Raw genomic sequence first — 25,967 nt, 5'->3', positions numbered from 1 at the left:
CGGATATCAATGGGCCAGCTCCTGATATATTTTTCATATATCATAGCGGATTCAGCATTGACAGCCCGCGTCTTAATAAATATACCGCTGATATATCAGACGGAGAGATAGCCATGTGGGCCGGAGTTTTCCCTGCAGTCACGACCAAATTCACCCCCGACGACCGCCTCGATCATGCCGAAATGGAGCGTTGTTTCTCCTTGCAGATGGAGGCCGGCTGCGACGGCATCATCGTCTGCGGCTCGCTCGGCGAAGGGCCAATGCTGTCGCATGACGAGAAGATCGAAGTGCTGAAGACGGCGCAGAAGGTCGCCGGGACAAAGCCGGTGCTTCTGACCGTCAACGAACCCGGCACCCGCGAGGCGGCAAGCATCGCACGCCGCGCAGCCAAGGAAGGCGCCAACGGCCTGATGGTGGTGCCGAGCCCGATCTACCACACCAATGCCGAAGAGACGGTCGCCGCACTTCGCGCCGTCGCGGAGGCCGGCGACCTGCCTGTCATGATCTACTCTAACCGGCTCGCCTATCGCGTCGACGTCACTGTCGACCTGATGGAGGAGCTGGCGTCCGACAAGCGCTTCGTCGCAATCAAGGAATCGTCGGACGACATCCGCCGCTCGACCGAGATCATCAATCGCCTCGGCGACCGCTACGACCTCTTCACCGGCGTCGACAACCTCGCGTTCGAGGCGCTGTCGGTCGGCGCCATCGGCTGGGTGGCGGGCCTTGTCACGGCCTTCCCGCGTGAGACCGTCGCCATCTACCAGTTGATGAGAAAAGGTCGCCGCGAAGAAGCGCTGAAGATTTACCGCTGGTTCAGGCCACTGCTCGACCTCGATGTCTCGACCTACCTGGTCCAAAACATCAAGCTTGCCGAAGTGCTGGCGATCGGTACCAATGACCGCGTTCGCATGCCGCGCCAGCCGCTGTCGGGCGAGCGCCGGAAGGCGGTGGAAAAGATCGTCAGGGATGCGCTGGCCGCGCGGCCGGAACTGCCGGCGTTCTGATAGCCTTCTGCTCCCGTTCACGCGGAGCAGATGGCGGCAGACAGACGAGGGACAGCGCCAGCGTGCAAGGAAATGCCAAGCCGACCGAAGAGGGGCGCCGCCCTTCATCCGCCCGTCGGGCGCCTTCTCCCCGTGACCGGGGAGAAGGGGAAGATATCGCCATCATCGGCGGCGGCATCATCGGCATTTGCGCCGCCACCTTGCTCGCGGAGGCGGGACGCAGCGTCACCATTTTCGATAGGACGGGCATTTGCGAGGAGACGAGCTCCGGCAACGCTGCCGCCTTCGCCTTCTCCGACGTGCTGCCGCTGGCGCATAAGGGGATTATCAGGCAGTTGCCGAAATGGCTTGCCGATCCGCTGGGGCCTCTTGCCATCCCGCCGGCCTATCTGCCTAAACTTCTTCCCTGGCTGTTCCGCTTCTGGCGCGCGGGCGCCGCCAGGCACTTCGAGGCGAGCCTTGCGGCGCAGGCCGGCATGATGAAGCTCGCCGAAGCCGAATGGATGGGTTTGCTCGACCGCTCTGGCACGCGGCCGATGCTGCATGAGGACGGCTCGCTCGAACTCTACGAAAGCGAGGCCGAGTTCCGCGCCTCGCTGTCCGGCTGGAGGGCGCGCGAGCGTTTCGGCATAGGCTTCCGCCATGTCGAGGGTGAGGGGATGGCGGCGCTGCAGCCGGGTCTTTCGCCGCGCTTCGTCAAGGGCACCTTCGTGCCGGGGTGGAAGACAGTCGCCGATCCGAAACTGCTCGGCAAGGCGATCTGGGCCTATGCGGAGCGGCTCGGCGCGCGTTTCGAGCACGCGCGCGTCGAGCGTATCGGGACCGGAACAAACGGCGTCACGCTTATGCTTGCGGACGGCACGGCCCGAAAAGCGAAGCAGCTCGTGATCGCCGCCGGCGCCTGGTCGCATCTGCTGGCCAAAGATATCGGCGACCGCATCCCGCTGGAGACCGAGCGCGGTTACAACACCACGCTGCCGGTGTCGGCCTTCGACGTGAAGCGGCAGCTGATCTTTTCCGGGCACGGCTTCGTCATCACGCCGCTGGAAACCGGCTTGCGCGTCGGCGGCGCCGTCGAGCTCGGAGGCATCGAACGAGCGCCGAATTTCGCGCGCTCGAAGGCGATGCTGGAAAAAGCCAAGCGTTTCCTGCCCGGGCTCGATCCGTCGGGCGGCCGCGAGTGGATGGGCTTCCGGCCATCGCTGCCGGATTCGCTGCCGGTCATCGGCAGGGCGCGGGCGCCGAACATCGTCTACGCTTTCGGCCACGGCCATCTCGGCCTGACCCAGGCGGCAGCGACCGGCCGCTCGATCCGAGATCTCCTTCTCGGGCAGGAGCCGCCGATCGATCTCACTCCTTTCCGCCCGCAACGGTTCTGACAATTCGCCAGAATTCTGATATTTCAGGGAGCCATCATGGCCAAGACATCCTTCTTCTGCATCGACGGCCACACCTGCGGCAATCCGGTGAGGCTGGTTGCCGGCGGCGGCCCACTGCTAGAAGGCGCGACGATGATGGAACGGCGGGCGCATTTCCTCGCCGAATATGACTGGATCCGGACCGGGCTGATGTTCGAGCCGCGCGGTCATGACGTGATGTCCGGCTCGATCCTCTATCCGCCGACGCGCGAGGACTGCGATATCGCGATCCTCTTCATCGAAACCTCGGGCTGCCTGCCGATGTGCGGCCACGGCACCATCGGCACCGTGACGATGGCGATCGAGCATGGGCTGGTGAGGCCGAAGACGCCGGGCGTGCTCAGGCTCGACACGCCGGCCGGCCTAGTCGTCGCCGAATACAAACAGGTCGGCGAATATGTCGAGGAGGTGCGCATCACCAACGTGCCGTCCTTCCTTTACGCCGAAGGGCTGTCGGTGGAGTGCCCGGTGCTTGGCGAGATCAGCGTCGACGTCGCTTATGGCGGCAATTTCTATGCCATCGTCGAGCCGCAGGAGAACTACCGCGACATGGCCGACCATTCGGCCGCCGACCTCATCGCCTGGAGCCCGCTTGTGCGCCAGCGCCTGAACGAGAAATACTCGTTCGTGCATCCGGAGAACCCGGGCATCAACCGGCTGTCGCACATGCTGTGGACCGGCAAGCCGAGAGATGCCGAGGCCGATGCCCGCAATGCCGTGTTCTATGGCGACAAGGCGATCGACCGCTCGCCTTGCGGCACCGGCACCTCGGCGCGCATGGCGCAGCTCCACGCCAAGGGCAGGCTCGAGGTCGGCGACAGTTTTGTCCATGAGTCGATCATCGGCTCGCTGTTCAAGGGCAGGGTCGAAAAGGAGGTCAGCGTTGCCGGCAAACCAGCCATCATCCCCTCGATCGGCGGCTGGGCGCGCATGACCGGACTGAACACCATCTTCATCGACGACCGCGATCCGTTCGCGCACGGGTTCATCGTCACCTGATCGCTCCCGTTCGGCGCGTCAGGCCGCCTCGTCGTTCGTCGAAACCTGACTACCCAACCAATCGGCAAAGGTGATTTCGGCCGCCGTTCGCCTCGCCGTCACATGACCTTCATACCGAGCAGAATCCTGACTTGGCGGAATGCGCGGGACGGCAAAATCGAGCGCTGCTGCTGACGCAAGGAATCTTCTCATCAATTTATTTTGACGGCGATTTCTTCGAAACGACGCGCATGATACGGCTTAATCGTCAAAGACATTGCGTTGTGCCAATGATAGGGTCCGCGATAGTCCAGGGGCCAGGTGCGAGAAAGCGGGCAATCGGGCAGCGTGCTTCCAAACCACGCGCGGCGATTGAAAAATCACGTTGCAATCCGGGCTTGAAACTTTACGACTAGGGGCAATACGAAAAGGAATGCGTCCTCGAAGGCGACATTCCAGGGGAGCCGCTTAAATATGCAGTATTTCGTCCAGCAGCTTATCAACGGGCTGACGCTGGGATCTATCTACGGGCTGATCGCGATCGGCTACACGATGGTCTACGGCATCATCGGCATGATCAATTTCGCCCATGGCGATATCTTCATGGTGGGCGCCTTCACGGCCCTCATCGTCTTCCTGATCCTCGGCGCGATGTTCTATTCGGTGCCGGTGGTGGTGGCGCTCCTGATCATGATGATCGTGGGCATGCTGCTCACCAGTCTTTACAACTGGACGATCGAGAAGGTGGCCTATAGGCCGCTGCGCGGATCGTTCCGGCTTGCGCCGCTGATCACCGCCATCGGCATGTCGATCGCCCTGTCCAACTTCGTGCAGGTCACGCAAGGGCCGCGCAACAAGCCGATCCCGCCGCTGGTCAGCCAGGTCTATACGATCGACGGCATCAGCGTCTCGCTGAAGCAGATCATCATCGTGCTCGTCACTGCCGTGCTGCTGGCGATCTTCTGGTATCTCGTCAACAGGACGGCATTGGGGCGGGCGCAGCGCGCCTGCGAGCAGGACCGCAAGATGGCGGCGCTGCTTGGCGTCGACGTCGACCGCACAATCTCCATCACCTTCATCATGGGCGCAGCGCTTGCCGCGGTCGCCGGGACGCTTTTCTTGATGTATTATGGCGTGGTGGTCTTCTCAGACGGTTTCGTGCCGGGCGTGAAGGCCTTCACGGCGGCGGTGCTTGGCGGCATCGGCTCGCTGCCGGGCGCAGTGCTCGGCGGGCTTTTGATCGGCTTCATCGAGAGCATGTGGTCGGCCTATTTCTCGATCGACTACAAGGACGTCGCGGCCTTCTCGATCCTGGCGATCGTGCTCATCTTCCTGCCCTCCGGCATCCTGGGCCGGCCTGAAGTCGAAAAGGTCTGATCCTCATGGCCGTTACCGTTTCTCCGGAGCGCGACGTCGTCGCTACTCCCATCCAGCGCGCGTTCCGCGAAGCGCTCTACGCCGGCGCCATCGCGCTCGGCCTGTTCGTGCTGTTCATCGGTCTCAGGACCGATCAGAACATCAACAACGAGCTGATCCTGGTGCAGCGCTGGGGCCTGCTCGCCCTGGTGGTCCTCGCCGTTGTCGTCGGGCGCTTCCTCTATGTTGCCTATGCGGTTCCGGCGCTCGAACGATCAAGGGCTGAAAGGGCCAAGGCGCCTGCGATCGCCGTGGAGCCCGGCTTCGTGCGGCGAAACTTCAACAAGATCGGCGCCACGGTGCTGATCCTCTATCCAGTGGCGATGGTGCTTCTGTTCGGCTTCCAGGGCTCGCTGAAATGGGTCGACAATTTCGGCATCCAGATCCTGATCTATGTGATGCTGGCCTGGGGCCTCAACATCGTCATCGGGCTAGCCGGCCTGCTCGACCTCGGCTATGTCGCCTTTTACGCCGTTGGCGCCTATGCCTATGCGCTGCTCGGCACGCATTTTGGCCTGTCGTTCTGGATCCTGCTGCCTGCCGCCGGCGCCATGGCCGCCTTCTGGGGCGTCATGCTCGGCTTCCCGGTGCTGCGGCTGCGCGGCGACTATCTGGCTATCGTCACGCTCGCCTTCGGCGAGATCATCCGTCTGGTGCTGATCAACTGGCGTGAGGTGACCAATGGCTCGGCCGGCATTTCCGGCATCCCGAAGGTCTCCTTCTTCGGGCTCATGTCGTTCAACGTCTCGGACCCGAACTACATCGCCAAGGTGCTGGGGATCGCTCAGTCGGGCGCCTACTACAAGATCTTCCTCTATTATCTCATTCTGGCGCTCTGCTTCCTCACCGCCTTCGTCACCATCAGGCTGCGCCGCCTGCCGGTGGGCCGCGCCTGGGAAGCGCTGCGCGAGGACGAGATCGCCTGCCGCTCGCTCGGCATCAATACCACCACCACCAAGCTGACGGCGTTCGCCACCGGCGCCATGTTCGGCGGCTTCGCCGGCTCGTTCTTCGCCGCGCGCCAGGGCTTCGTCAGCCCGGAATCCTTCGTCTTCCTTGAATCGGCGATCATCCTGGCCATCGTCGTGCTCGGCGGCATGGGCTCGTTGGGCGGCATCGCGGTGGCGGCACTGGTGATGATCGGCGGCACCGAGATCCTGCGCGAGCTGGGCTTCCTCAAGGTGGTGTTCGGTCCGGACTTCACGCCGGAGCTCTACCGCATGCTATTGTTCGGCGTTGCGATGGTGATCGTCATGCTGTGGAAGCCGCGCGGCTTCGTCGGCAGTCGAGAACCAACAGCCTTCCTCAAGGAGCGAAAAGCGGTGTCAGGCTCCTTCACCAAGGAGGGCCACGGCTGATGAACGCGCAAGTTTCCATGAACGACTTCATCCTGCAGGTCGAGCATCTGTCGATGAAGTTCGGCGGCCTGATCGCGATCGGCGACCTGTCGTTCCAGGCCAAGCGCGGCGAGATCACCGCGCTGATCGGGCCGAACGGTGCCGGCAAGACGACCGTGTTCAATTGCATCACCGGCTTCTACAAACCGTCGGAGGGCATGATCACGCTCAGCCGGCGCGACGGCTCGAACTTTCTGCTCGAGCGCTTGCCCAATCACGAGATCCCCGCGCGCGCCAAGGTGGCGCGCACCTTCCAGAACATCCGCCTGTTCTCGGGCATGACGCTGCTGGAGAACCTCCTGGTCGCCCAGCACAACAAGCTGATGAAGGCCTCGGGCTATACCTTCCTCGGCCTGTTCGGCTTCTCCAGCTACCGGCAGGCCTCGGCTGAATCGATCGATCTCGCCAAGCACTGGCTGGAAAAGGCCAATCTCGTCGACCGCGCCGACGATCCGGCCGGCGACCTGCCCTATGGCGCGCAACGGCGGCTGGAGATCGCGCGCGCCATGTGCACCGGACCTGAGCTTTTGTGCCTCGACGAGCCGGCCGCCGGTCTCAATCCGAAGGAATCGGCCTCGCTCAATGAACTGTTGATGGACATTAAGGACAACACCGGCACGTCGATCCTGCTCATCGAGCACGACATGTCGGTGGTCATGCAGATCTCCGACCACGTCGTGGTGCTGGAGTACGGCCGCAAGATCTCCGACGGCAGCCCGCAGTCGGTCCGGACCGATCCGCGCGTGATCGCCGCGTATCTCGGCGTCGACGACGAGGAAGTGGAAGAGGTGCTGACCGAAGTCGGCGACGAGGATGTCATCGAGCAGCTGGATACCGGGCCTGATGCGGCGCACGGGCCGGGCAGTTCCGCCTCGATGATGGCGGGGCCGGTTTCCGACACTGTCGAACACGCGGACGAGGGCGAACGGGTCATGGTATCGAGAGGCGCCTCGAAAGCGGCTCAGGTCGATGCCAAAGCCAAAACGCCAAAAAAGTCGTCCGAGCGGGCCACGGGCAAGCCGGCCGCGAAATCCTCGACAGCCAAGCCGCGCGGAGGGCGTAAGTAATGGCCGGCACAACGCTGCTCGATATCAAGGGCGTGCAGACCTATTACGGCAACATCCGCGCGCTGAACGGTGTCGACGTCACTGTCAATCAAGGTGAGATCGTGGCGCTGATCGGCGCCAATGGCGCCGGCAAGTCGACGTTGATGATGACAATCTTCGGCGCGCCGCGTGCGCGCAGCGGCACCATCACCTTTGCCGGCAACGACATCACGCAGTTGCCGACGCACGAGATCGCGCGGATGCGCATCGCCCAGTCGCCGGAGGGACGCCGCATCTTTCCGCGCATGACGGTGATGGAAAACCTGCAGATGGGCGCCAGCCTCGACAACCTCAAACATTTTGACGAGGATGCCGACAAGGTGTTTGCGCTGTTCCCGCGGCTGAAGGAGCGCATCGGCCAGCGTGGCGGCACGCTCTCGGGCGGCGAGCAGCAGATGCTGTCGATCGGGCGTGCGCTGATGGCCCGGCCGAAGCTGCTTCTGCTCGACGAGCCGTCGCTGGGATTGGCGCCGCTGATCGTCAAGCAGATCTTCGATGCCATCCGCGAATTGAACCGGACGCAGGGGCTGACCGTGTTCCTGGTCGAGCAGAATGCCTTCGGCGCGCTGAAGCTCGCCAATCGCGGCTACGTCATGGTCAACGGCAATGTGACGATGAGCGGCACCGGCAAGGAGCTGCTCGCCAATCCGGAAGTGCGCGCCGCCTATCTCGAAGGCGGCCACCACTGAGTTCAGGAGACTTCATCATGCAGGGCATTCTCTACGAGGAAGCCTCGATCTGGCAGTTCCTGTTCGTCACCTGCCTGCTCGGCGGATGGGCGGCGTGGATGACCGGCAAGGCGAGCGCGCAGACTTGGCGCAGCTTCTTTCAGCTGTTCCTCTATATGCTCGGACTCGGCATCGGCATAAGGTTCATCCACCACGCGCTGTTCGACGGCACGATGTTTTCGCTGCACTACTATATCGTCGACACCATCGTGCTAATGATACTGGGCTTCCTTGGTTATCAATACACGCGCACGAACCAGATGGTCACTCAGTATAATTGGCTCTACGAAAGAGCCTCCTTATTGAGCTGGAAACCAAAGGGTTGACGTTCATGATCAACGCCGTTCAGGGGAATGAATTTGGCGTGACAAGTGCCTGAAAATCGGCATTCTATGCTTTCTGCGATAAGGGTGGGCATCGCATGAAAGTATCATCCACGCCCACTCCGTAAATGGGAGCGTTTCAATGAAAAAATCACTCTTGTCCGCCGTGGCCCTGACCGCGTTCATCGCGTTCAGCGGCAGCGCGTGGGCCGACATTCTGATCGGCGTCGCCGGTCCGATCACCGGTCCGAACGCGGCCTTCGGCGCGCAGCTGCAGAAGGGCGCCGAACAGGCGGTCGCTGACATCAACGCGGCCGGCGGAGTCCTCGGCCAGCAACTTAAGCTGAGCGTGGGTGACGACGTGTCGGATCCGAAGCAGGGCATCTCGGTCGCCAACAAGTTTGTCGCCGACGGCATCAAGTTCGTCGATGGCCACTTCAATTCGGGCGTCTCAATTCCTGCGTCGGAAGTCTATGCCGAGAATGGCATCCTCGAAATCACTCCGGCCGCGACCAATCCCAAGTTCACCGAACGCGGCATGTGGAATACGTTCCGCACCTGCGGACGCGACGACCAGCAGGGCAAGGTTGCGGGCGACTATGTCGCCAAGAACTTCAAGGACGCCAAGATCGCGCTCATCCATGACAAGACCCCTTATGGCCAGGGCCTCGCCGACGAAACCAAGAAGGCGCTCAACGCCAATGGCGTCAACGAAGCCATGTATGAAGGCATCAATGTCGGCGACAAGGACTTCTCGGCGCTCATCGCCAAGATGAAGGAAGCCGGTATCTCTGTCGTCTACTATGGCGGCCTGCATACGGAGGCCGGCCTCATCATCCGCCAGCTCGCCGACCAGGGCCTCAAGGCCCAGTTCATGTCGGGCGACGGCATCGTGTCGAACGAGCTCGCCTCGATCGCCGGCGACGCCGTCCAAGGCACGCTGATGACGTTCGCGCCGGATCCGCGCAAGAACCCGAACGCCAAGGAGCTCGTGGAGAAGTTCCGCGCTGCCGGTTTCGAACCGGAGGCCTACACGCTCTACTCCTACGCCGCGATCCAGATCATCGCTGCGGCCATCACGAAGACCGGCTCCGCCGACGATGCGCAGAAAGTCGCCGAGACGATCAAGTCGGGCGGCCCCTGGAAGACCGCCATCGGCGACATTGGTTATGACTCCAAGGGCGACATCACCCGCCCGGACTATGTCATGTACACCTGGAAGAAGGGCGAAGACGGCAAGTACTCCTACTTCGAGCAATAAGCCGGCAAAGAGAGCCGACTTTCCGAGATGCCCGGCGCTGAGCGCCGGGCATTTTTTGTTGGCCGGGCATCCAGCCTGCCTTCGTGTCCCTCGCCAGGTTCGTCGGCGTTGTCGTCCAGGCGCTCGGAGGCCGTCGCGAAGGTTTTGCGCAAACAAACGATTTAAATCGATTGAAGTGTCGCGCTATTTTGTTTGCGCTGCAGCATTTTCACGCTAATCATTGCGCCGGTTCACCTCACCTTCCGCTACTGGAGCCCAGTCCTTGGCAATCACGAAGATCCTCGTCGCCAACCGGTCCGAAATCGCCATCCGCGTCTTTCGCGCGGCCAACGAGCTAGGCCTCAAAACCGTGGCGATCTGGGCGGAAGAGGACAAATATTCGCTGCACCGGTTCAAGGCCGACGAAAGCTACCAGGTCGGGCGCGGTCCGCATCTCACCAAGGACATGGGTCCGATCGAAAGCTATCTGTCGATCGACGAGGTGATCCGCGTCGCGCGCCTCTCGGGTGCCGATGCGATCCACCCCGGCTACGGCCTGTTGTCGGAAAGCCCCGAATTCGCTGAGGCCTGCGCTGCCGCCGGCATCACCTTCATCGGGCCGAAGCCCGAAACGATGCGCCGGCTCGGCAACAAGGTGGCGGCGCGCAACCTGGCGATCGAAGTCGGCGTGCCGGTCGTGCCCGCCACCGATCCGCTGCCCGACGATATGGACGAGGTGAAAAAGCTCGCCGCGGAAATAGGCTATCCGGTGATGCTCAAGGCCTCGTGGGGTGGCGGCGGCCGCGGCATGCGCGCCATCCGCGCTGAAGCCGACCTCGCGCGCGAAGTCATGGAAGGCAAACGCGAGGCGAAGGCCGCCTTCGGCAAGGACGAGGTCTATCTCGAAAAGCTGATCGAGCGCGCCCGCCATGTCGAGGTGCAGGTGCTGGGCGATACCCAGGGCAATGCCGTGCATCTGTTCGAGCGCGACTGCTCGATCCAGCGCCGCAACCAGAAGGTCGTCGAACGTGCGCCGGCTCCCTACCTCGGCGAGAAACTGCGCGAGGAACTCTGCGGCTACGCGCTGAAGATCGCGCGCGAGACCAGCTACATCGGAGCCGGCACCGTCGAGTTCCTGCAGGACGCCGACACCGGCAAGTTCTATTTCATCGAGGTCAACCCGCGCATCCAGGTCGAGCATACCGTCACCGAGATGGTGACCGGCATCGATATCGTAAAGGCGCAAATCCACATCCTCGACGGCTTCGCCATCGGCACGCCGGAATCCGGCGTGCCGGCGCAGAAGGACATAAAGCTCAACGGCCACGCCCTGCAGTGCCGCATTACCACCGAGGACCCGGAACACAATTTCATCCCCGATTACGGGCGCATCACCGCATATCGCGGCGCCACCGGCTTCGGCATCCGCCTCGACGGCGGCACCGCCTATTCGGGCGCGGTCATCACCCGGTTCTACGATCCGCTGCTCGAAAAGGTGACGGCCTGGGCGCCGACGCCGGCCGAGACGATCGCGCGCATGAACCGGGCATTGCGCGAGTTCCGCATCCGCGGCGTCGCCACCAACCTCACCTTCCTCGAAGCGATCATCAACCACCCGAGCTTCGCCGACAATTCCTACACCACCAAGTTCATCGACACGACGCCGGAGCTGTTCGAGCAGGTCAAGCGGCAGGACCGCGCCACCAAGCTGCTCAATTATCTCGCCGACGTCAGCGTCAACGGCCATCCCGAGACGCGCGGACGGCCGGTGCCGAAGGCGGATGCGGCGGCGCCTGTCGTGCCCTATCTCAACGGCAAGGTGCCGGACGGCAGCAAGCAGCGGCTCGACGCGCTCGGGCCTCAGAAGTTCGCGGCATGGATGCGCGAGCAAGCCCAGGTGCTCGTTACCGACACGACGATGCGCGACGGACACCAGTCGCTGCTCGCCACCCGCATGCGCACCTACGACATCGCCGGCATCGCCGGCACCTATGCGCGAGCGCTGCCGCAACTGCTCTCACTGGAATGCTGGGGCGGCGCCACCTTCGACGTCGCCATGCGCTTCCTCACCGAGGATCCATGGGAGCGTCTGAGCAGAGTGCGCGAGGCAGCCCCCAATCTTCTGCTGCAGATGCTTCTGCGCGGTGCTAACGGCGTCGGCTACACCAACTATCCCGACAATGTGGTGCAGCATTTCGTTAGACAGGCAGCCGCCGGCGGCGTCGACCTGTTCCGCGTCTTCGACTGCTTGAACTGGGTCGAGAACATGCGCGTCGCCATGGACGCGGTGGGCGCCGAGGGCAAGCTGATCGAAGCGGCGATGTGCTACACCGGCGACATACTCGATCCGGAGCGCGCCAAATACGACCTGAAATATTATGTCGGGCTGGCGAAGGAACTGGAAGCGGCCGGCGCGCATATCATCGCCGTCAAGGACATGGCGGGCCTGTTGAAGCCCTCGGCGGCGCGCGTGCTGTTCAAAGCGCTGCGCGAAGAGACCGACCTGCCGATCCATTTCCACACGCACGACACCTCCGGCCTGTCGGCGGCGACGGTTCTGGCGGCGGTCGAGACCGGCGTCGACGCCATCGACGCGGCGATGGATTCGTTCTCCGGCAACACCTCGCAGCCTTGTCTCGGCTCGATCGTCGAGGCGCTCAAGGGTACCGAGCGCGACCCCGGCCTCGACCCCCAGTGGATCCGCCACATCTCGTTCTACTGGGAAGCGGTTCGCAACCAATACGCCGCCTTTGAAAGCGACCTCAAGGGACCGGCCTCGGAAGTCTATCTGCACGAGATGCCGGGCGGCCAGTTCACCAATCTCAAGGAACAGGCGCGCTCGCTTGGGCTCGAAACGCGCTGGCACGAGGTGGCGCAGGCCTATCACGACGTCAACCTGATGTTCGGCGATATCGTCAAGGTGACGCCGTCATCGAAAGTGGTCGGCGACATGGCGCTGATGATGGTGAGCCAGGATCTCACGATCACCGATGTCGAGAACCCGGCGAAGGACATCGCCTTCCCGGACTCGGTCGTCTCGATGCTGCGCGGCGATCTCGGCCAGTCGCCGGGCGGTTGGCCGCAAGCGCTGCAGAAGAAGGCGCTGAAGGGCGAAAAGCCGATCACCGTCCGGCCCGGCTCGCTGCTGAAGCCCGCGAACCTCAAGGCCAGCCGCAAGGACATCGAGGAGAAGCTCGAGCGCAAGCTCACCGAGTTCGAATTCGCCTCCTGGCTGATGTATCCGAAAGTCTTCACCGACTTCGCCGCCGCTCAGGAGACCTATGGCCCGGTCAGCGTGCTGCCGACGCCGACCTATTTCTACGGCATGAAGTCGGAAGACGAGATCTTCGTCGACATCGAGAAGGGCAAGACCCTGGTGATACGCTGCCAGGCGTTCGGCGACGTCGACGAAAAAGGCATGGTCACCGTCTTCTTCGAGCTCAACGGCCAGCCGCGTCGAGTGAAGGTGCCGGACCGCGCGCATGGCGCTTCGGCCGCCAAGGCGCGGCGCAAGGCCGAGCCGGGCAACGAGGCGCATGTCGGGGCGCCGATGCCGGGCGTGGTGTCGGCTCTTGCCGTGGCGCCAGGCCAGGCGGTCAAGGCGGGCGACGTGCTGCTCTCGATCGAGGCGATGAAGATGGAGACCGCGTTGCACGCCGAGCGCGACGGCGTGGTGGCAGAGGTGCTGGTCAAGGCCGGCGACCAGATCGATGCGAAGGATTTGCTCATCGCCTTTGGCTGAATGTGCTGATCTTCAGGTGAGGCCGGCCTGCAAACGCCGGCTTCCTGGGGTTCCGGCCTTCGCCGCCGAAGCACTCACCAGGCACGTCGCAGTTAAGGCTACGGCCAGCTTAGGCCCGTGCCCACGTACTCCAAGCACGCTCGGCTCCCGTTCTCGGAACAACCGTTCTCGCCCGCTTCGCGCCCGTCTTCGACTCCGGCTCGGCCTGACCAGAATCTCAGCACAGCCTGGGGTGCTCCAACCCTTCATGCCGCATCGATAATGTCTTGACCCGCCGCGCCTGCTCGGGCATCGAACCCGCTCCAATTTTGCCGGGCGGGAATCGCCGTGGCGCAAAAAAACGCGGAGACAAAAAATGGCCGACGAGATCACCGAGACCAGCCAGACTGTAGCCGCCGGCCAGCTGCGCGCCATCATCGAGCGCATCGAGCGGCTCGAGGAAGAAAAGAAGACGATTTCCGACGACATCAAGGACGTCTATGGCGAGGCCAAGGGCACCGGCTTCGATACCAAGGCGATCCGCACTATCGTCCGGCTGCGCAAGAAGGATCAGGCCGAGCGCCAGGAGGAGGAGTCGATCCTCGATCTGTATAAGGCCGCGCTCGGCATGGTCTAAGGCGCGCGGCTAGATCAGTTCAGCGTTTTGATGGAATCGCTGAACTGCTCCAACCATTTGCTTTTGCGCAATTCCGACGGAAACCGTTACACTTTCCTGGAATTGCCCTCTAGGGACGGCCATGAGTGAGTTCGACTTCGGCGGCCATCGCGCTTCGGAGTTCCGGCATCGCGGGTTCTGGGCGCTGTTCGCCGAACGGCACCCGGAAGAAAGGGCGCGGCTGGCGCGACGCGGGCCATGGTTCTGGCAGCGCGGAATGCCGGAGTTCGCCCTGGTGCTGTCCATGTATGTCGCGCCCAGCGAGAACGTGGTCGGCGTCTTCTTCGGCCGCAACGAGAAGCTCGGCGCGACGGAGGTCTGGACGCGGCTGATGCCGTTCCAACCGGCGATCGAGGCGCGGCTGAAGCTCAGGCCGGAGCAGAGCGCGCAGAATCTCGGCATCAATTCGCAGTGGCGGGTCAACTGCTTTGCCGAGGACAATTGGCCGGCCATGGCCGACTGGCTGGCGACGGAATGCTCGCGCTTCGAGCAAGCCGTCACCCAAGTGCTGAGGCAGGAGTAGAGCACAGATGGTTGCCGGCTTCTTGCGCTCGCGCTGGCAAGGCAATGTGCCGCTCGACCGGCTGTTCTGGCGCGACATGCTGCTCGCCGGCACGGCGATCAACATCGCTTCGTCCGGGCTGGCGCTTGTCCTGCTTGGGCTGAAGCTGCCGCTCTGGCTGGTGCTCACGGTGCATTTCCTTCCCGCCCCCTACAACATCTTTCTCGCCCTTGCCGTCTGGCGGACGGCAGAAACGGCCGGCGGGTTCAAGGCGCAGCTGATGATGCTGGGCTCGGCGCTCTGGCTGATTGCGACGGTCGTTGTCTGAATCGAAAAGGGCGGCCGAAGCCGCCCTTACGAAACTATGACGAACTGCCTGTCAGGCCGCCGGCTCGAAGCGCAGCGCCACACCGTTGATGCAATAGCGCAGGCCGGTCGGCGGCGGACCGTCCTCGAAGACATGGCCGAGATGGCTGCCGCAACGCGAGCAGTGGCACTCGGTGCGGACCATGCCGTAGCCGCGGTCGACGGTGGTCTCGATCGAACCCGGGATCGGATCGTTGAAACTCGGCCAGCCGGTTCCGCTCTCGAACTTCAGCTTGGATTCGAACAGCGGCTGGTCGCAGCCGACGCAGAAGAAAGTGCCGGCGCGTTTCTCATAAAGCAGGGCGCAGCTGCCGGGGCGCTCGGTGCCGTGGTTGCGCATGACGGCATACTGCTCCGGCGTCAGCCGGGCGCGCCACTCGGCATCGGTGCGGGTGACGGGATAGGCGTGGGTGTCCATGAAATCTCCTCGGCCTTGGCGGCTCGTTGTTGGTTGGCATGTCATGTTCGCACGAAGATAGGTGTTTGTTACACCACTGACAGCGCTGGGACTGACAACGCAATCGCCGCTGGTTTCCGCGAATTACTGTCACGCTCAATGCTTCCTCGATAGCTGCTTCGTTGCCGCTTCGAGCCCGGCAAGCGTCAGCGGGAACATGCGGCCGCCGAAGATGTCGCTGATCATCGCAATGGAATGGGTGTAGCGCCAGTTTTTCTCAGCCTCAGGGTTCAACCAGACCGCGTTCGGCCACTGCTGCAGCAGCCGACCGAGCCAGACGCCGCCGGCCTCCGGGTTCCAGTGCTCGACCGAGCCGCCGGGATGCGCAATTTCGTAAGGGCTCATCGAGGCGTCGCCGACCACGATCACCTTATAGTCCGGCCCATATTTGTGGATGAGGTCGAAGGTGGGGATCGTCTCGGCCAGGCGGCGGCGATTGTCCTTCCAGACGCGCTCGTAAAGACAGTTGTGGAAGTAGTAATACTCGAGCTGGCGGAATTCGGCGCGCGCGGCGGAGAACAGCTCCTCGACGGTTTTGACGTGACCATCCATCGAGCCGCCGACGTCGAAGAACATCAGGAGCTTCACCGCGTTGCGCTGCTCCGGCCGGGTTCTCACGTCCAGATAGCCGTGCTCGGCGGTGGCGTGGATGGTGCCGGGCAGGTCGAACTCTTCCTCGGCGCCCTCGCGCACCCAGCGCCGCAGCCGCTTCAGCGCCACCTTGATGTTGCGGGTGCCGAGCTCGATCGCGTCGTCGAAGTTCTTGAACTCGCGCTTGTCCCAGACTTTCACTGCGCGACGGTGGCGGCTTTCGTGCTGGCCGATGCGCACGCCTTCCGGATTGTAGCCATAGGCGCCGAAGGGCGAGGTGCCGCCGGTGCCGATCCATTTCGAGCCGCCCTGGTGCCGGCCCTTCTGCTCCTCCAGGCGCTGCTTCAGCGTCTCCATCAGCTTGTCGAAGCCGCCCAGCACCTCGACCAGCTTCTTCTCCTCGTCGCTCAGGTGCTTTTCGGCGAGCCGGCGCAGCCATTCCTCGGGGATGTTGGCGACGTCGACGGCGTCCGGACCGGCGAGCGCTTCGACGCCCTTGAAGACATGCGCGAACACCTGATCGAAACGGTCGATATGGCGCTCGTCCTTCACCAGGGCCGAGCGCGCGAGATAGTAAAAACCCTCGACGTCGTAGTCGACCAACCCAGCTTCCAGGCCTTCCAGCAGCGTCAGATACTCCCGGAGCGAAACGGGAACCCGCGCGGCTTTCAGTTCAAGGAAGAAGGGGATGAACATCGCCAGACGGCTATCTCTGCCCCTCGATCTTTTCACGCGCGGCACTCGCAATGAAGGCAGAGCGCGTCAGGCCCCGGCGGCTGGCTTCAGTATCGATCGCCGCAAGCAGACCAGCGTCCAACGACAGGTTTGCCCGGACTGACCGACCGGAGTCGATCAGCAGCGGGATCATGACGGCAGACTCGCCTGCGGCGCTATCGATCTCACCTGATCGTAACAAGTCCGCCACCGTTCGTGCTTCGGGTAACGAGACGTGCTTTGCCAACCGAGTTTCGGCCCATTCGCGTATCGCCGATGCTGCATCGGCAATCGCCTCCTCGGGGCTGGCGCCGCCGCCATGGCAGCCCGGGAGGTCGGGGACCCGGATTCCCCAGACATTATCCGCGCCGTCCAGAACTCCGATATAATGCGTCATGCGATCAGGCCTCAAATCCATCCGGCGAGCTTGGCGATCGAGCGTGCAACGCCCGGAGATTGCTCGCGGTGCCGCGGCACGATGATGGTCACATCCGGTTTTCCCGGGTGCTCGTATTTGTCGTGCTTGCCGCCTCCGACGCTCGACCAGCCGTCGCGCAAAAGCCGCGCTATGATCTTGCGCGTGTTAGTCTCAATCAGCGGCACGGCGGCTTTCCAATGCGCAATATATTGCGCAGCTGGACCGGTTTCAACCGTTTCACAACAGATCGTACTCGATGAAGCCTGTGCGCCGCGCCACATGGTCGTACAGCCGGCGCGCGGTGGCGTTGGTCTCGTGCGTCATCCAGTAGACGTTCTTCACGCCGATCTTGCCGGCCTCGTCCTGCACCGCTTTGATCAACGCCGCGCCGATGCCCTTGCCGCGCACTTCGGGGTCGGCGAACAGATCCTGCAGATAGCAGGTGTTGACCTCGGACCAGCAGGAGCGGTGGTAGAGATAGTGGGTCAGGCCGACGGCCTTGCCCTCAAGCGTGGCGATAAAGCCTTTCGGCTCGAACTCGCCAGGCGTGAACAGGCGCTTCCAGGTGACGTCGTAGACCTCTTCCGGCAGCTTGGTCTCGTAGAAGGTGAGGTAGGCGGTCCATAGCCGGCGCCAGTCGGAGCGGTCGGACTGGGCAAGCGGGCGGACGGTGATCTCGGACATGTTTTCTCCAACGTTTGGTCGGAAGCTGCGGCAACCGCCGCCTGTCGGCAACGGTCCACAGAGGGACAAAGCGCTATTGCTGCCAAGCCTATTGCTGGCGCCTGGCCATGAAGGCCAAGCGTTCGAAGAGGTGCACGTCCTGCTCGTTCTTGAGCAGCGCGCCATGCAGCTTCGGCAACATATTCTTCGGATCGGCGCGCAGATCCTCCGGCGCGATGTCGTCGGCGACCAGCAGTCGGATCCAGTCGAGCGCTTCGGAGGTGGATGGTTTCTTCTTCAGCCCGGGCACGTCACGGATCTCGTAGAACTGGGTAAGCGCGGCCCGCACGAGATTCTGCTTGATGCCGGGATAATGCACGTCGACGATCCGGTGCAGCGTCTCGATATCGGGGAAGCGGATGTAGTGGAAAAAGCAGCGGCGCAGAAAGGCGTCCGGCAACTCCTTCTCGTTGTTGGAGGTGATGATGACGATCGGCCGAAATTCGGCGCGGATGGTCTCGCCGGTCTCGTAGACGAAGAACTCCATCCGGTCGAGTTCCTGCAGAAGATCGTTGGGGAATTCGATGTCGGCCTTGTCGATCTCGTCGATCAGGAGAACGACCTTTTTCGGTGCCGCGAAGGCGTCCCACAGCTTGCCGCGTTTGATGTAGTTCTTGATGTCGCTGAACCGGTCGTCACCGAGCTGGCTGTCGCGCAGCCGCGAGACGGCGTCATACTCGTAGAGGCCCTGCTGCGCCTTGGTGGTCGATTTGACATTCCATTCGATGAAATCGAGGTCGAGCGCCGCCGCCACTTGACGGGCGAGTTCGGTCTTGCCGGTGCCCGGCTCGCCCTTGACCAGCAACGGTCGCTCCAGAGCGATCGCGGCGTTGACCGCCACCATCAAATCCTTGTCGGCGACGTAAGCCGCGGTGCCTTCGAAACGCATTTCTTCTCCTGATCGTTGGGCCGCGACCCTAAGGACGCTGGCCGGGCTGTGCAAGGCATGACAACGCTGCAAGGCCCATGACGCAGATTTGCGGCCGCTTGGAGCGGTGTCCTTCTGGCGCTCGGTCAACCATGGGCCTATATTGGTTTTGGCGGTCTGCGCTTCCCGGCAGGAGAAACTTATCCCCGGGGCCTTATCGATCCTTAGGGAGCTGTCCCTGGGAAGACCTGTGGGTTTTCTCACACGGCGCCCACCTACTTTGTAGGCACCCGGGATCGACCTCTCCACCGGTTGTGTGGATCGCCACTCTCCCGTTTTTGAATTTGATGCGGTAGAAAGCGTCGCTCCTGCAACTTCGTCCGGATACGACCTTTTCTAACGTCTGTGCATGACCTCATCAAAAGACCTGAAAAAACAGCTTCGCAAGGAAGCTCTGGCGCGGCGGGATGCGCTGGACGAATTCTGGCGGGTCGAGATCGCGCTCGAAATGGCTGAGACGGCGCGTGACCAGATCGCCGTCGAACCGGGCCAGATCGTCTCCGGCTTCTGGCCGATGCGCTCCGAGGTCGATGTGCGGCCGCTGATGTTCGCGCTGCGCGAGAAAGGCGCCAGGCTTTGCCTGCCGGCGATCCTCGACAAGACAACCATCGTCTTCCGCGAGCTGGTGCGCGGCGCGCCAATGGTCGAGATGGGTTTCGGCACGGTCGGACCGCACGAGGAGGCCGAAGAGCTCGACCCCTCGCTCATGTTTGTTCCGCTCGCAGCATTCGACGCGCGCGGCCACCGCATCGGCTACGGCGCCGGCTATTACGACCGGGCGATCGCCAGGCTGGCCGACAAAGGGCTGGCGCCGCGGCTGATCGGCATTGCGTTCGACTGCCAGGAGGTGTCGCAAGTGCCGGATGAGAACCATGACGTGATCATCCCGGAAATACTCACCGAGAGCGGGTTACGCCGGTTTACCGCCTCTTAGAATATTCCGACCCGCTTCGCGCGATTCCAATCCCTATCCAACAGTATTCCTGCTATCCAGCCAAGTTGAGGTCAGCAAGGGATTTTGTCTTCATGCGATTCATCCTGATGCCGTTTGCTCTGATCGCGGCAGCACTGTTTGCGATGGGATTGCATATCACCGGAACCACCCTGTACCACCAAGCCGCCTGGGGGCAGACGGTCGCTACCGTGACGGATGTCAGTCCTTTCACTGAAATGCACAAAAATGGCCTCGCCATAGAGCGCATCAATGTCGCCCTCGCCTATGTGGTTGACGACGTGCCGATGACCTGGTCCGGAAAGGGAAACCTTGTCGGTCTCCACGAGGCGTCGATCGGCGACAAGGTGAAATTCTACTACGACCCTGGCGATCCAGCGACCCTCGATACCGCCGGAATGAAGGGCTGGCGCGGCATGCTGTTGATCCTTGCAGGTACCGGCGGCTTCACCGTCTTCTACGTTTGGTTCTTCTGGCTGCGCGGACGGAGCGCGCGTTAGACGTCGCCTTCGGCTGCTAGGACGGGGCGGTGGTGCCGTATAAGACCATCATGTGATCATCCCGGAAATACTCACCGGGAGCGGGTTGCGCCGGTTCACGCCGCAATTGTAGAACAGCGGTTGAGAAACGCATGATCTTTTGCGGAAAGTCATGCAGCTTTTGCTTGGCGGACTTTCGACGCGGGATCGTATGAGACTTCTCTTCCTCGGCGACATGGTCGGAAAAACTGGGCGCACGGCGGTGTGGGAACAGCTGCCGGGCTTGATATCCGACTTCAAGCTCGACTTCGTCATCGTCAATGGCGAGAACGCCGCCGGCGGCTTCGGCATCACCGAGGAGATATTTCGCGAGACGCTCGCGGCGGGCGCGGATGTCGTCACCACCGGCAACCATGTCTGGGACCAGCGCGACGCGCTGGTCTTCGCGCCGCGCGAGGAGCGCTTCCTGCGCCCCTCCAATTTTCCCAAGGGCACGCCGGGGCGTGGTTCCGGCGTCTATATCGCCAGGAACGGCGCGCGGGTGCTGGTCGCCAACATCATGGGGCGCGTCTTCATGCATCCCGAGCTCGACGATCCGTTCCAGGCCGGCGAGCGCGAGCTTGCCGCCTGTCCGCTTGGCGAACAGGCCGACGCAGCAGTGATTGATTTCCATGCCGAGGCGACTTCGGAAAAGATGTGCTTCGCGCATTTCGTCGACGGCCGTGCCAGCCTTGTGGTCGGCACCCACACGCACCAGCCGACCGCCGATCATCAGATACTCAACGGCGGCACCGCCTATATTTCGGACGCCGGCATGTGCGGCGACTATGATTCCTCGCTTGGCATGGACAAGGAAGAGCCGCTCAACCGCTTCCTGTCGAAAGTGCCGAAAGGTCGTTTCGAGGCCGCGAATGGACCGGCGACGCTCTGCGGCGTCGGCGTGGAAATCTCCGACCGCACCGGGCTCGCCGAGAAGATCGCGCCGTTTCGCCGCGGGCCGAGACTCGAGGAAACCGCGCCGTCCTTCTGGTGATGATATTGATATGAGCACCGGTCGTACCTAACTGGCGACGAAACCCGCGAAAACTGCTCTAGATCGTAGAGGGGGCGACCTCCATGCAGCTTGTCGAGTTCCTGGCGCCGCACTTTGCCTTTGTCTCCGATCCCACAGCCTGGATCGCGCTGCTGACGCTGGTGGTGCTGGAGGTGGTGCTCGGCATCGACAACCTGATCTTCATCTCGATCCTGACCAACAAGCTGCCGGAAGCGCAGCGCGCCCGCGCCCGCAAACTCGGCATCTCGGCGGCACTGGGCATGCGGCTGGTGCTGCTCGCCACGATTTCGATCATCGTGCAATTGACGACACCGGTGTTCACGGCGTTCGGGCATGGCTTTTCCTGGCGCGACCTGATCCTGATCGCCGGCGGCCTGTTCCTTGTCTGGAAGGCGACCAAGGAAATCCACCACACGGTCGATCCGCACGATCATCAGGACTCGATGATGGGCGGCACACTGCAGATGAGCCTGGCCGGCGCGATCTTCCAGATCCTGCTGCTTGACCTCGTCTTCTCGATCGATTCCATCATCACCGCCGTCGGCATGACCGACGAAATCGCCATCATGTACATCGCTGTCATCGTGGCGGTGAGCGTGATGATGCTGGCGGCGACGCCGCTCGCCAACTTTATCGCCAAGAACCCCACAATCGTGATGCTGGCGCTCGGCTTCCTGCTGATGATCGGCATGACGCTGATTGCCGACGGCATGGGCTATCACGTGCCCAAGGGCTACATCTACGCCGCCATGGGTTTTTCCGCGCTGGTCGAGGGCCTCAACATGCTGGCGCGGCGTCGAAAGAAGCAGCGGTCCGGCGGCGGGCATTAAACTAGGGTAGGTTGATCTGCCAGGAAACGCCGAAGCGGTCGTTGAGCCAAGCGAAACGGCGGCTGAAGCCGTAATCGTCGGTCGGCATCAGAAACGCGCCGTCCTTGGCCAGCACCCCGACAATGCGATCGAGCTCCTCCTCGGAGGAACAGTCGACGAAGAGCGAGAACGACGGCGTGAAGGAGAAGGCGTGATGCACGGGGCTGTTGAAGACCATGACCTCAGTGCCGCCGATCACGACACGGGCCAGCTTGAGCGCACGTTCGGGTCCGTCCTCACCCGCGCCATAGCGTGTGACGTCGACAACGCGGCTTTCTGGAACGGTGTCGCAATAGAGGGTCATGGCCTCGTCGGCCTGACCTTCGAACATCAGGAACGGCGTTACCTTCACGGCCGGGCCTCCTCGCTCAAAGGGAGTCAAATATTGGTCTCGTTGGCCGGCTCGCCTTTCATCTCGGCGCGATAATAGCCGTCGCGCAAATTGATGCCGTATTCGAGATACGCCTTCATGCAGGCGAGCATCTGCGACCAGCCCTCGCAATTGAGGTAGGATTTCTTCAGTCCGACCTCGCCTTCGTGCCAGCCGGCCTCGGCGATGGTAACGAAGGTGCCGCCGTCGTCCAACGGCTCGAAGTTCATCTCGATGCGTGTCTTGTAGGCCGGCTTGCCGTCAGTGTCGGCCGCGTCCCAGCGCAGCACGATACGCCTATCCTTGATCACCTCGTCGACCTCGACCGGCACCGTCTTCCACCAGGTGACGGTGGTGCCGGCGACCAGCGGAGCAGAGGCGCCGCCAATGGTGGTGAAATAGCCGCTGAGCTTCGTCGGGTTGACCACGGCGTCGAAGACTTCGGCGACCGGCTTGCCGATGCGTCCGGAAATCCTGAATCCAAGAGACATATCCACAGCTCCTTCCTTGCCTCGTGAAACAATATGTTATAAAAACATAACATGTCAAGCCCAACCTCGGACGATCGTGTTTTCAAGGCCTTGGCGCACTCGCGCCGGCGCGAGTTGCTCGACCGGCTCAAGGATCAGCCGCAGACCACCGGGGCGCTCTGCGAGGCTTTCCCGGACATGGATCGCTGCACGGTCATGATGCATCTGAAGGTGCTGGAAGAGGCCGATCTGGTCGTGGCGAGGCGCGAGGGGCGCGAGCGCTGGAACCATCTCAACGCGCTCCCGATCAGGCAGATCCACGACCGCTGGATCGGCCAATATGCGGGCCATGCGATCAGCATCCTCGACCGGCTGAAGTCGGATCTGGAGGGATGATGCCGCGCTGCAAGGGCAATCTCGGTCTGTCCGCCGTCAGGGTCGACGGTCCGGCTGGACGAATTGAGCCGATTTATCTATAAGCCGGCCATTCCGACAGAGAGCCCCGCGGGCCTTCGCAGGCACGCTTGCAGCGTTCTGAAATTTTGAATTCGAGCATTTGCCGGGTGATCGCGCCCGGCCGAGAAATGCTCTAGCCGAACACGACAGGGGTGCCATGGCTGGCCATTCGCAGTTCAAGAACATCATGCACCGGAAAGGCCGCCAGGATGCGGTGCGGTCGAAAATGTTTTCCAAGCTGGCACGCGAAATCACCGTCGCCGCCAAGACCGGCACGCCGGACCCGGCGATGAACCCGCGGCTGCGCCTTGCGGTGCAGAACGCCAAGGCGGTGTCGATGCCGAAGGACAACATCCAGCGCGCCATCAACAAGGCCTCCGCCGGAGATGCCGAGAACTACGAGGCCGTGCGCTATGAGGGCTATGGCCCCGGCGGCGTGGCGCTGATCGTCGAGGTGCTGACCGACAACCGCAACCGCTCGGCGTCCAATGTGCGCGCCGCCTTCACCAAGGCCGGCGGGGCGCTCGGCGAAACCGGCTCGGTGTCGTTCATGTGGAACCGCGTCGGCGAGATCTATTACCCGGCTTCGGCCGGCAGCGCGGACACGGTGATGGAAGCCGCGATCGAGGCCGGTGCTGACGACGTCGAGTCGGACGAGGAAGGCCACACCGTCTATTGCAGCTTCGAAAATCTCGGCGAGGTATCGAAGTCGCTCGAAGCCGCGCTCGGCGAAGCGGAGTCGGTGAAGCCGATCTGGCAGCCGCAGAACAATGTGCCGGTCGATGAAGAACGGGCGCAGTCGCTGATGAAGCTGGTCGCCACTCTCGAGGACGACGACGACGTGCAGAGCGTCTACGCCAATTTCGAGGTCGACGACGAAACGATGGCCAAGCTCAGCGCGGCCTGATCGGCTGATCTATGAGCGGAACTCGATCCGACATGAGCGAGAAGCCGCGGCCCGCCATCCGCATCACCTACTGCACGCAATGCCAGTGGCTGCTCAGAGCCGGCTGGATGGCACAGGAGCTGCTCTCGACCTTCGGTACCGATCTCGGCGAGGTGACGCTGGTGCCGGGAACCGGCGGCATCTTCACGATCTCCTGCAACGACCAGCTTATCTGGGAGCGTAAGCGCGACGGCGGTTTTCCGGAGGCGGCGAAGCTCAAGCAGCTGGTCCGCGATGTCATCGACCCGGAGCGCGATCTGGGACACGCCGACCGCAAGACGCACAAGAAGACGGACCCCGCCTGAGGCGGTGTTTTATCCGCTGGCCGCTCTCTTCAAATCAGCGCCAGGATGAAGCAGGCCATCGCCACGATCGCGGTGATGGTGCGGACGTGGTTCCACATTACCCATTGGCGCAGATGGTTCGCCCACACGGCGGCGCCGTTGCTGCTGGCCGGGTCGACGGCGGCCAGCGCGTCGTTGAGCGGCACGTTGAAGATCATGGTCACGATCGGGTTGCCGACGAGATAGATTACGGCGCCGGCAAGCAGCCAGTACGAGCCCGATTGGCTCCAACCCGCGATGGCGGCGGCAATCAGCACCAGACAAATGAGGCCGGTGCCGAAAAGCGCCGTCATGAAGGCGGGCGTAATTACGGTGATGTTGATCGAATTCATCGCTGCGATGCCGGCTGGGACGGGCAGCCTGGCAAGTGCTGCCATGACGAAATTGGAAAAGGCGAAGAAGACGCCGCCGACCACGCCAGAGCCGATCGCGGCAATGAAGGTGAGGGCGGGAAGAATTTTCATCATCTCAGTTACTCCAGACGCCGCTGGCTGCGGTTTCGGTTGCATAGGCGAAGAAGTCTTTCGGCCGGCGGCCGAGCGCGCGCTGCACGCCGTCGGTCAACGTTTCGTTGCGGCCGTCGAGCACCTCGCTGAAGAGCTCGTTGAGCAGCCAAGCGAATTCCGGCGGCAGCTTGTGCGCAGCCACCGTTTCGGTGAATTGGGCATGCGAGATCCGCCGATAGCGGATGTCGCGGCCAGTGGCTTTGCCGATTTCGGCGACGGCCTGAGCAAAGCTCAGCAGACGCGGGCCGGTGAGTTCGTAAAGCTGGCCGGCATGGCCCGGCTCCGTCAGCACGGCTTCGGCGACATCGGCGATATCGTCGACATCGACGAACGGTTCGCCGACAGCGCCGACCGGCAGGGTGACTTCGCCTTCGAGTATGGATTCGATGAGGAAGCCTTCGCTGAAATTCTGCGAGAACCATGAGCAGCGCAGGATCGTCCAATCGGCACCGGAAACCTTGACCATTTCCTCGGCGCGCTGAGCCTCCGTCTCGCCGCGGCCGGAGAGCAGCACCAGCCGCTTGTTGCCGCGCTCGACGGCAAGTTTGGCCAACGCCTCGACAGTTTCGGCGGCGCCCGGCACCGCGATGTCAGGATAGTAGCTGATGTAGACGGCGCCGACGCCGTCGAGGGCCGCGCCCCAGGTGTTCTTGTCCGACCAGTCGAAGGGAGGCGTGCCTGCGCGGGAGCCGATCCGCACCGGGATCCTGCGGGCGATCAACCGTTCGGCCAGCCGCCGGCCGGTCTTGCCGGTGCCGCCCAGGATCAAAATCGGTTTCTGTGACGTGTCGGTCATCTCGATCTCCTCGTTT

The 25,967-nt window shown here is 62.7% G+C and carries 29 protein-coding genes, 1 other RNA gene and 1 pseudogene; 21 read left to right on the top strand and 10 right to left on the bottom strand.

Annotated features, from left to right (window positions below; genetic code table 11):
* Positions 1 to 113 precede the first annotated feature (113 nt).
* The 13 genes and pseudogenes from EOD29_RS16750 (at position 114) to EOD29_RS16690 (ending at position 14,840) form a co-directional block, all read left to right on the top strand.
* Positions 114 to 1,007, top strand: a complete 894-nt coding sequence (locus tag EOD29_RS16750; protein ID WP_067319518.1) for a dihydrodipicolinate synthase family protein — start codon at positions 114 to 116, stop codon at positions 1,005 to 1,007.
* A gap of 62 nt (positions 1,008 to 1,069) precedes the next feature.
* On the top strand, positions 1,070 to 2,386 hold the full coding sequence (locus tag EOD29_RS16745; protein ID WP_127247233.1) for an FAD-dependent oxidoreductase: 1,317 nt from the start codon (positions 1,070 to 1,072) through the stop codon (positions 2,384 to 2,386).
* Between the two features lie 36 nt (positions 2,387 to 2,422).
* On the top strand, positions 2,423 to 3,424 hold the full coding sequence (locus EOD29_RS16740) for a 4-hydroxyproline epimerase (RefSeq protein ID WP_067319515.1): 1,002 nt from the start codon (positions 2,423 to 2,425) through the stop codon (positions 3,422 to 3,424).
* Between the two features lie 453 nt (positions 3,425 to 3,877).
* Positions 3,878 to 4,780 (top strand): branched-chain amino acid ABC transporter permease LivH, encoded by a 903-nt coding sequence (locus EOD29_RS16735; protein WP_067001669.1) that lies wholly within the window; start codon positions 3,878 to 3,880, stop codon positions 4,778 to 4,780.
* 5 nt (positions 4,781 to 4,785) lie between these two features.
* The gene (livM, locus tag EOD29_RS16730; protein ID WP_067001672.1) at positions 4,786 to 6,177 is read left to right on the top strand and encodes a high-affinity branched-chain amino acid ABC transporter permease LivM; all 1,392 of its coding nucleotides are present in this window, start codon (positions 4,786 to 4,788) and stop codon (positions 6,175 to 6,177) included.
* Positions 6,177 to 7,250, top strand: a pseudogene (locus tag EOD29_RS16725) (ABC transporter ATP-binding protein); the annotation flags it as partial. The gene livM and the pseudogene EOD29_RS16725, both read left to right, overlap by 1 nt.
* A 32-nt stretch (positions 7,251 to 7,282) precedes the next feature.
* The gene (locus tag EOD29_RS16720; protein ID WP_095799749.1) at positions 7,283 to 8,011 is read left to right on the top strand and encodes an ABC transporter ATP-binding protein; all 729 of its coding nucleotides are present in this window, start codon (positions 7,283 to 7,285) and stop codon (positions 8,009 to 8,011) included.
* Positions 8,012 to 8,028: 17 nt separating this feature from the next.
* On the top strand, positions 8,029 to 8,376 hold the full coding sequence (locus EOD29_RS16715) for a DUF6867 family protein (RefSeq protein ID WP_067001681.1): 348 nt from the start codon (positions 8,029 to 8,031) through the stop codon (positions 8,374 to 8,376).
* A 139-nt stretch (positions 8,377 to 8,515) separates the two neighbouring features.
* A complete protein-coding gene (locus tag EOD29_RS16710) occupies positions 8,516 to 9,634 on the top strand; it encodes a branched-chain amino acid ABC transporter substrate-binding protein (RefSeq protein ID WP_067001684.1) in 1,119 nt (372 codons plus the stop codon).
* 262 nt (positions 9,635 to 9,896) lie between these two features.
* Positions 9,897 to 13,355 carry a pyruvate carboxylase gene (gene pyc / locus EOD29_RS16705; protein ID WP_127247231.1) on the top strand — a complete coding sequence of 1,153 codons (3,459 nt, stop codon included), beginning with the start codon at positions 9,897 to 9,899 and terminating at the stop codon, positions 13,353 to 13,355.
* Positions 13,356 to 13,710: 355 nt separating this feature from the next.
* Positions 13,711 to 13,971 carry a DUF2312 domain-containing protein gene (locus EOD29_RS16700; protein WP_067001689.1) on the top strand — a complete coding sequence of 87 codons (261 nt, stop codon included), beginning with the start codon at positions 13,711 to 13,713 and terminating at the stop codon, positions 13,969 to 13,971.
* Positions 13,972 to 14,092: 121 nt separating this feature from the next.
* Entirely contained in the window at positions 14,093 to 14,533 is a 441-nt protein-coding gene (locus EOD29_RS16695) for a hypothetical protein (protein WP_067001692.1), read from the top strand.
* A 7-nt stretch (positions 14,534 to 14,540) separates the two neighbouring features.
* Positions 14,541 to 14,840 carry a hypothetical protein gene (locus EOD29_RS16690; RefSeq protein WP_082953654.1) on the top strand — a complete coding sequence of 100 codons (300 nt, stop codon included), beginning with the start codon at positions 14,541 to 14,543 and terminating at the stop codon, positions 14,838 to 14,840.
* A gap of 51 nt (positions 14,841 to 14,891) precedes the next feature.
* Here EOD29_RS16690 and msrB read toward each other — a convergent pair whose 3' ends face one another.
* The 6 genes from msrB to EOD29_RS16660 form a co-directional block, all read right to left on the bottom strand.
* Positions 14,892 to 15,296, bottom strand: a complete 405-nt coding sequence (gene msrB / locus EOD29_RS16685; RefSeq protein ID WP_127247230.1) for a peptide-methionine (R)-S-oxide reductase MsrB — start codon at positions 15,294 to 15,296, stop codon at positions 14,892 to 14,894.
* Positions 15,297 to 15,431: 135 nt separating this feature from the next.
* On the bottom strand, positions 15,432 to 16,622 hold the full coding sequence (locus tag EOD29_RS16680) for a VWA domain-containing protein (protein WP_127247268.1): 1,191 nt from the start codon (positions 16,620 to 16,622) through the stop codon (positions 15,432 to 15,434).
* Between the two features lie 10 nt (positions 16,623 to 16,632).
* Positions 16,633 to 17,037 (bottom strand): type II toxin-antitoxin system HicB family antitoxin, encoded by a 405-nt coding sequence (locus EOD29_RS16675; RefSeq protein ID WP_095799753.1) that lies wholly within the window; start codon positions 17,035 to 17,037, stop codon positions 16,633 to 16,635.
* An 11-nt stretch (positions 17,038 to 17,048) separates the two neighbouring features.
* Positions 17,049 to 17,243: a type II toxin-antitoxin system HicA family toxin gene (locus EOD29_RS16670; RefSeq protein ID WP_206519945.1), complete on the bottom strand. Its 195-nt coding sequence runs from the start codon at positions 17,241 to 17,243 to the stop codon at positions 17,049 to 17,051.
* A 52-nt stretch (positions 17,244 to 17,295) separates the two neighbouring features.
* Positions 17,296 to 17,742, bottom strand: coding sequence for a GNAT family N-acetyltransferase (locus EOD29_RS16665; RefSeq protein WP_095799754.1), 447 nt, complete (start codon positions 17,740 to 17,742; stop codon positions 17,296 to 17,298).
* Positions 17,743 to 17,830: 88 nt separating this feature from the next.
* Positions 17,831 to 18,670: a MoxR family ATPase gene (locus EOD29_RS16660; protein ID WP_127247229.1), complete on the bottom strand. Its 840-nt coding sequence runs from the start codon at positions 18,668 to 18,670 to the stop codon at positions 17,831 to 17,833.
* Between the two features lie 150 nt (positions 18,671 to 18,820).
* Between EOD29_RS16660 and ssrS the strand changes: the two genes are divergently transcribed.
* The 5 genes from ssrS to EOD29_RS16635 all read left to right on the top strand — a co-directional run bounded on the left by ssrS (position 18,821) and on the right by EOD29_RS16635 (position 22,024).
* Positions 18,821 to 18,976: non-coding RNA, 6S RNA (gene ssrS / locus EOD29_RS16655), on the top strand.
* Between the two features lie 82 nt (positions 18,977 to 19,058).
* The gene (locus EOD29_RS16650; RefSeq protein ID WP_095799756.1) at positions 19,059 to 19,643 is read left to right on the top strand and encodes a 5-formyltetrahydrofolate cyclo-ligase; all 585 of its coding nucleotides are present in this window, start codon (positions 19,059 to 19,061) and stop codon (positions 19,641 to 19,643) included.
* Positions 19,644 to 19,735: 92 nt separating this feature from the next.
* Positions 19,736 to 20,161 (top strand): DUF3592 domain-containing protein, encoded by a 426-nt coding sequence (locus EOD29_RS16645; RefSeq protein WP_127241615.1) that lies wholly within the window; start codon positions 19,736 to 19,738, stop codon positions 20,159 to 20,161.
* Positions 20,162 to 20,351: 190 nt separating this feature from the next.
* Positions 20,352 to 21,173: a YmdB family metallophosphoesterase gene (locus EOD29_RS16640; RefSeq protein ID WP_095824096.1), complete on the top strand. Its 822-nt coding sequence runs from the start codon at positions 20,352 to 20,354 to the stop codon at positions 21,171 to 21,173.
* Between the two features lie 83 nt (positions 21,174 to 21,256).
* The gene (locus EOD29_RS16635) at positions 21,257 to 22,024 is read left to right on the top strand and encodes a TerC family protein (RefSeq protein ID WP_127247228.1); all 768 of its coding nucleotides are present in this window, start codon (positions 21,257 to 21,259) and stop codon (positions 22,022 to 22,024) included.
* 1 nt (position 22,025) lies between these two features.
* Here the strand turns inward: EOD29_RS16635 and EOD29_RS16630 are convergent, their stop codons facing one another.
* Both EOD29_RS16630 and EOD29_RS16625 read right to left on the bottom strand, forming a co-directional pair.
* Positions 22,026 to 22,415: a VOC family protein gene (locus EOD29_RS16630; RefSeq protein ID WP_281059218.1), complete on the bottom strand. Its 390-nt coding sequence runs from the start codon at positions 22,413 to 22,415 to the stop codon at positions 22,026 to 22,028.
* 26 nt (positions 22,416 to 22,441) lie between these two features.
* A complete protein-coding gene (locus tag EOD29_RS16625) occupies positions 22,442 to 22,924 on the bottom strand; it encodes an SRPBCC domain-containing protein (protein WP_067001716.1) in 483 nt (160 codons plus the stop codon).
* Positions 22,925 to 22,975: 51 nt separating this feature from the next.
* On the opposite strand from EOD29_RS16625, the gene EOD29_RS16620 reads away from it, so the two are divergent.
* From EOD29_RS16620 to EOD29_RS16610, 3 genes are all read left to right on the top strand, one after another.
* A complete protein-coding gene (locus tag EOD29_RS16620) occupies positions 22,976 to 23,299 on the top strand; it encodes a helix-turn-helix domain-containing protein (RefSeq protein ID WP_067001718.1) in 324 nt (107 codons plus the stop codon).
* Between the two features lie 217 nt (positions 23,300 to 23,516).
* Positions 23,517 to 24,266, top strand: a complete 750-nt coding sequence (locus EOD29_RS16615) for a YebC/PmpR family DNA-binding transcriptional regulator (RefSeq protein ID WP_067319492.1) — start codon at positions 23,517 to 23,519, stop codon at positions 24,264 to 24,266.
* A 32-nt stretch (positions 24,267 to 24,298) separates the two neighbouring features.
* On the top strand, positions 24,299 to 24,610 hold the full coding sequence (locus EOD29_RS16610; RefSeq protein WP_095799760.1) for a SelT/SelW/SelH family protein: 312 nt from the start codon (positions 24,299 to 24,301) through the stop codon (positions 24,608 to 24,610).
* Positions 24,611 to 24,639: 29 nt separating this feature from the next.
* Here EOD29_RS16610 and EOD29_RS16605 read toward each other — a convergent pair whose 3' ends face one another.
* Both EOD29_RS16605 and EOD29_RS16600 read right to left on the bottom strand, forming a co-directional pair.
* A complete protein-coding gene (locus EOD29_RS16605) occupies positions 24,640 to 25,116 on the bottom strand; it encodes a DUF1772 domain-containing protein (RefSeq protein ID WP_067319488.1) in 477 nt (158 codons plus the stop codon).
* A gap of 1 nt (position 25,117) precedes the next feature.
* Positions 25,118 to 25,951 (bottom strand): NAD(P)H-binding protein, encoded by an 834-nt coding sequence (locus EOD29_RS16600; RefSeq protein ID WP_127247227.1) that lies wholly within the window; start codon positions 25,949 to 25,951, stop codon positions 25,118 to 25,120.
* Between the last annotated feature and the right edge of the window lie 16 nt (positions 25,952 to 25,967).

This window comes from Mesorhizobium sp. M1A.T.Ca.IN.004.03.1.1, from assembly GCF_003997555.1.
GTDB lineage: Bacteria > Pseudomonadota > Alphaproteobacteria > Rhizobiales > Rhizobiaceae > Mesorhizobium.
Note: the sequence above shows the minus strand (reverse complement) of the source record. Positions and strands in the feature narration are given on the sequence as shown.

Coding starts and splice junctions, on each gene's coding strand:
- EOD29_RS16750 (WP_067319518.1), top strand. CDS start 114: ATGTGGGCCGGAGTTTTCCCTGCAGTCACGACCAAATTCACCCCCGAC.
- EOD29_RS16740 (WP_067319515.1), top strand. CDS start 2,423: ATGGCCAAGACATCCTTCTTCTGCATCGACGGCCACACCTGCGGCAAT.
- EOD29_RS16735 (WP_067001669.1), top strand. CDS start 3,878: ATGCAGTATTTCGTCCAGCAGCTTATCAACGGGCTGACGCTGGGATCT.
- livM (WP_067001672.1), top strand. CDS start 4,786: ATGGCCGTTACCGTTTCTCCGGAGCGCGACGTCGTCGCTACTCCCATC.
- EOD29_RS16720 (WP_095799749.1), top strand. CDS start 7,283: ATGGCCGGCACAACGCTGCTCGATATCAAGGGCGTGCAGACCTATTAC.
- EOD29_RS16715 (WP_067001681.1), top strand. CDS start 8,029: ATGCAGGGCATTCTCTACGAGGAAGCCTCGATCTGGCAGTTCCTGTTC.
- EOD29_RS16710 (WP_067001684.1), top strand. CDS start 8,516: ATGAAAAAATCACTCTTGTCCGCCGTGGCCCTGACCGCGTTCATCGCG.
- EOD29_RS16700 (WP_067001689.1), top strand. CDS start 13,711: ATGGCCGACGAGATCACCGAGACCAGCCAGACTGTAGCCGCCGGCCAG.
- EOD29_RS16695 (WP_067001692.1), top strand. CDS start 14,093: ATGAGTGAGTTCGACTTCGGCGGCCATCGCGCTTCGGAGTTCCGGCAT.
- EOD29_RS16690 (WP_082953654.1), top strand. CDS start 14,541: ATGGTTGCCGGCTTCTTGCGCTCGCGCTGGCAAGGCAATGTGCCGCTC.
- msrB (WP_127247230.1), bottom strand. CDS start 15,296: ATGGACACCCACGCCTATCCCGTCACCCGCACCGATGCCGAGTGGCGC.
- EOD29_RS16680 (WP_127247268.1), bottom strand. CDS start 16,622: ATGTTCATCCCCTTCTTCCTTGAACTGAAAGCCGCGCGGGTTCCCGTT.
- EOD29_RS16675 (WP_095799753.1), bottom strand. CDS start 17,037: ATGACGCATTATATCGGAGTTCTGGACGGCGCGGATAATGTCTGGGGA.
- EOD29_RS16665 (WP_095799754.1), bottom strand. CDS start 17,742: ATGTCCGAGATCACCGTCCGCCCGCTTGCCCAGTCCGACCGCTCCGAC.
- EOD29_RS16660 (WP_127247229.1), bottom strand. CDS start 18,670: ATGCGTTTCGAAGGCACCGCGGCTTACGTCGCCGACAAGGATTTGATG.
- EOD29_RS16650 (WP_095799756.1), top strand. CDS start 19,059: ATGACCTCATCAAAAGACCTGAAAAAACAGCTTCGCAAGGAAGCTCTG.
- EOD29_RS16645 (WP_127241615.1), top strand. CDS start 19,736: ATGCGATTCATCCTGATGCCGTTTGCTCTGATCGCGGCAGCACTGTTT.
- EOD29_RS16640 (WP_095824096.1), top strand. CDS start 20,352: ATGAGACTTCTCTTCCTCGGCGACATGGTCGGAAAAACTGGGCGCACG.
- EOD29_RS16635 (WP_127247228.1), top strand. CDS start 21,257: ATGCAGCTTGTCGAGTTCCTGGCGCCGCACTTTGCCTTTGTCTCCGAT.
- EOD29_RS16625 (WP_067001716.1), bottom strand. CDS start 22,924: ATGTCTCTTGGATTCAGGATTTCCGGACGCATCGGCAAGCCGGTCGCC.
- EOD29_RS16620 (WP_067001718.1), top strand. CDS start 22,976: ATGTCAAGCCCAACCTCGGACGATCGTGTTTTCAAGGCCTTGGCGCAC.
- EOD29_RS16615 (WP_067319492.1), top strand. CDS start 23,517: ATGGCTGGCCATTCGCAGTTCAAGAACATCATGCACCGGAAAGGCCGC.
- EOD29_RS16610 (WP_095799760.1), top strand. CDS start 24,299: ATGAGCGAGAAGCCGCGGCCCGCCATCCGCATCACCTACTGCACGCAA.
- EOD29_RS16605 (WP_067319488.1), bottom strand. CDS start 25,116: ATGATGAAAATTCTTCCCGCCCTCACCTTCATTGCCGCGATCGGCTCT.
- EOD29_RS16600 (WP_127247227.1), bottom strand. CDS start 25,951: ATGACCGACACGTCACAGAAACCGATTTTGATCCTGGGCGGCACCGGC.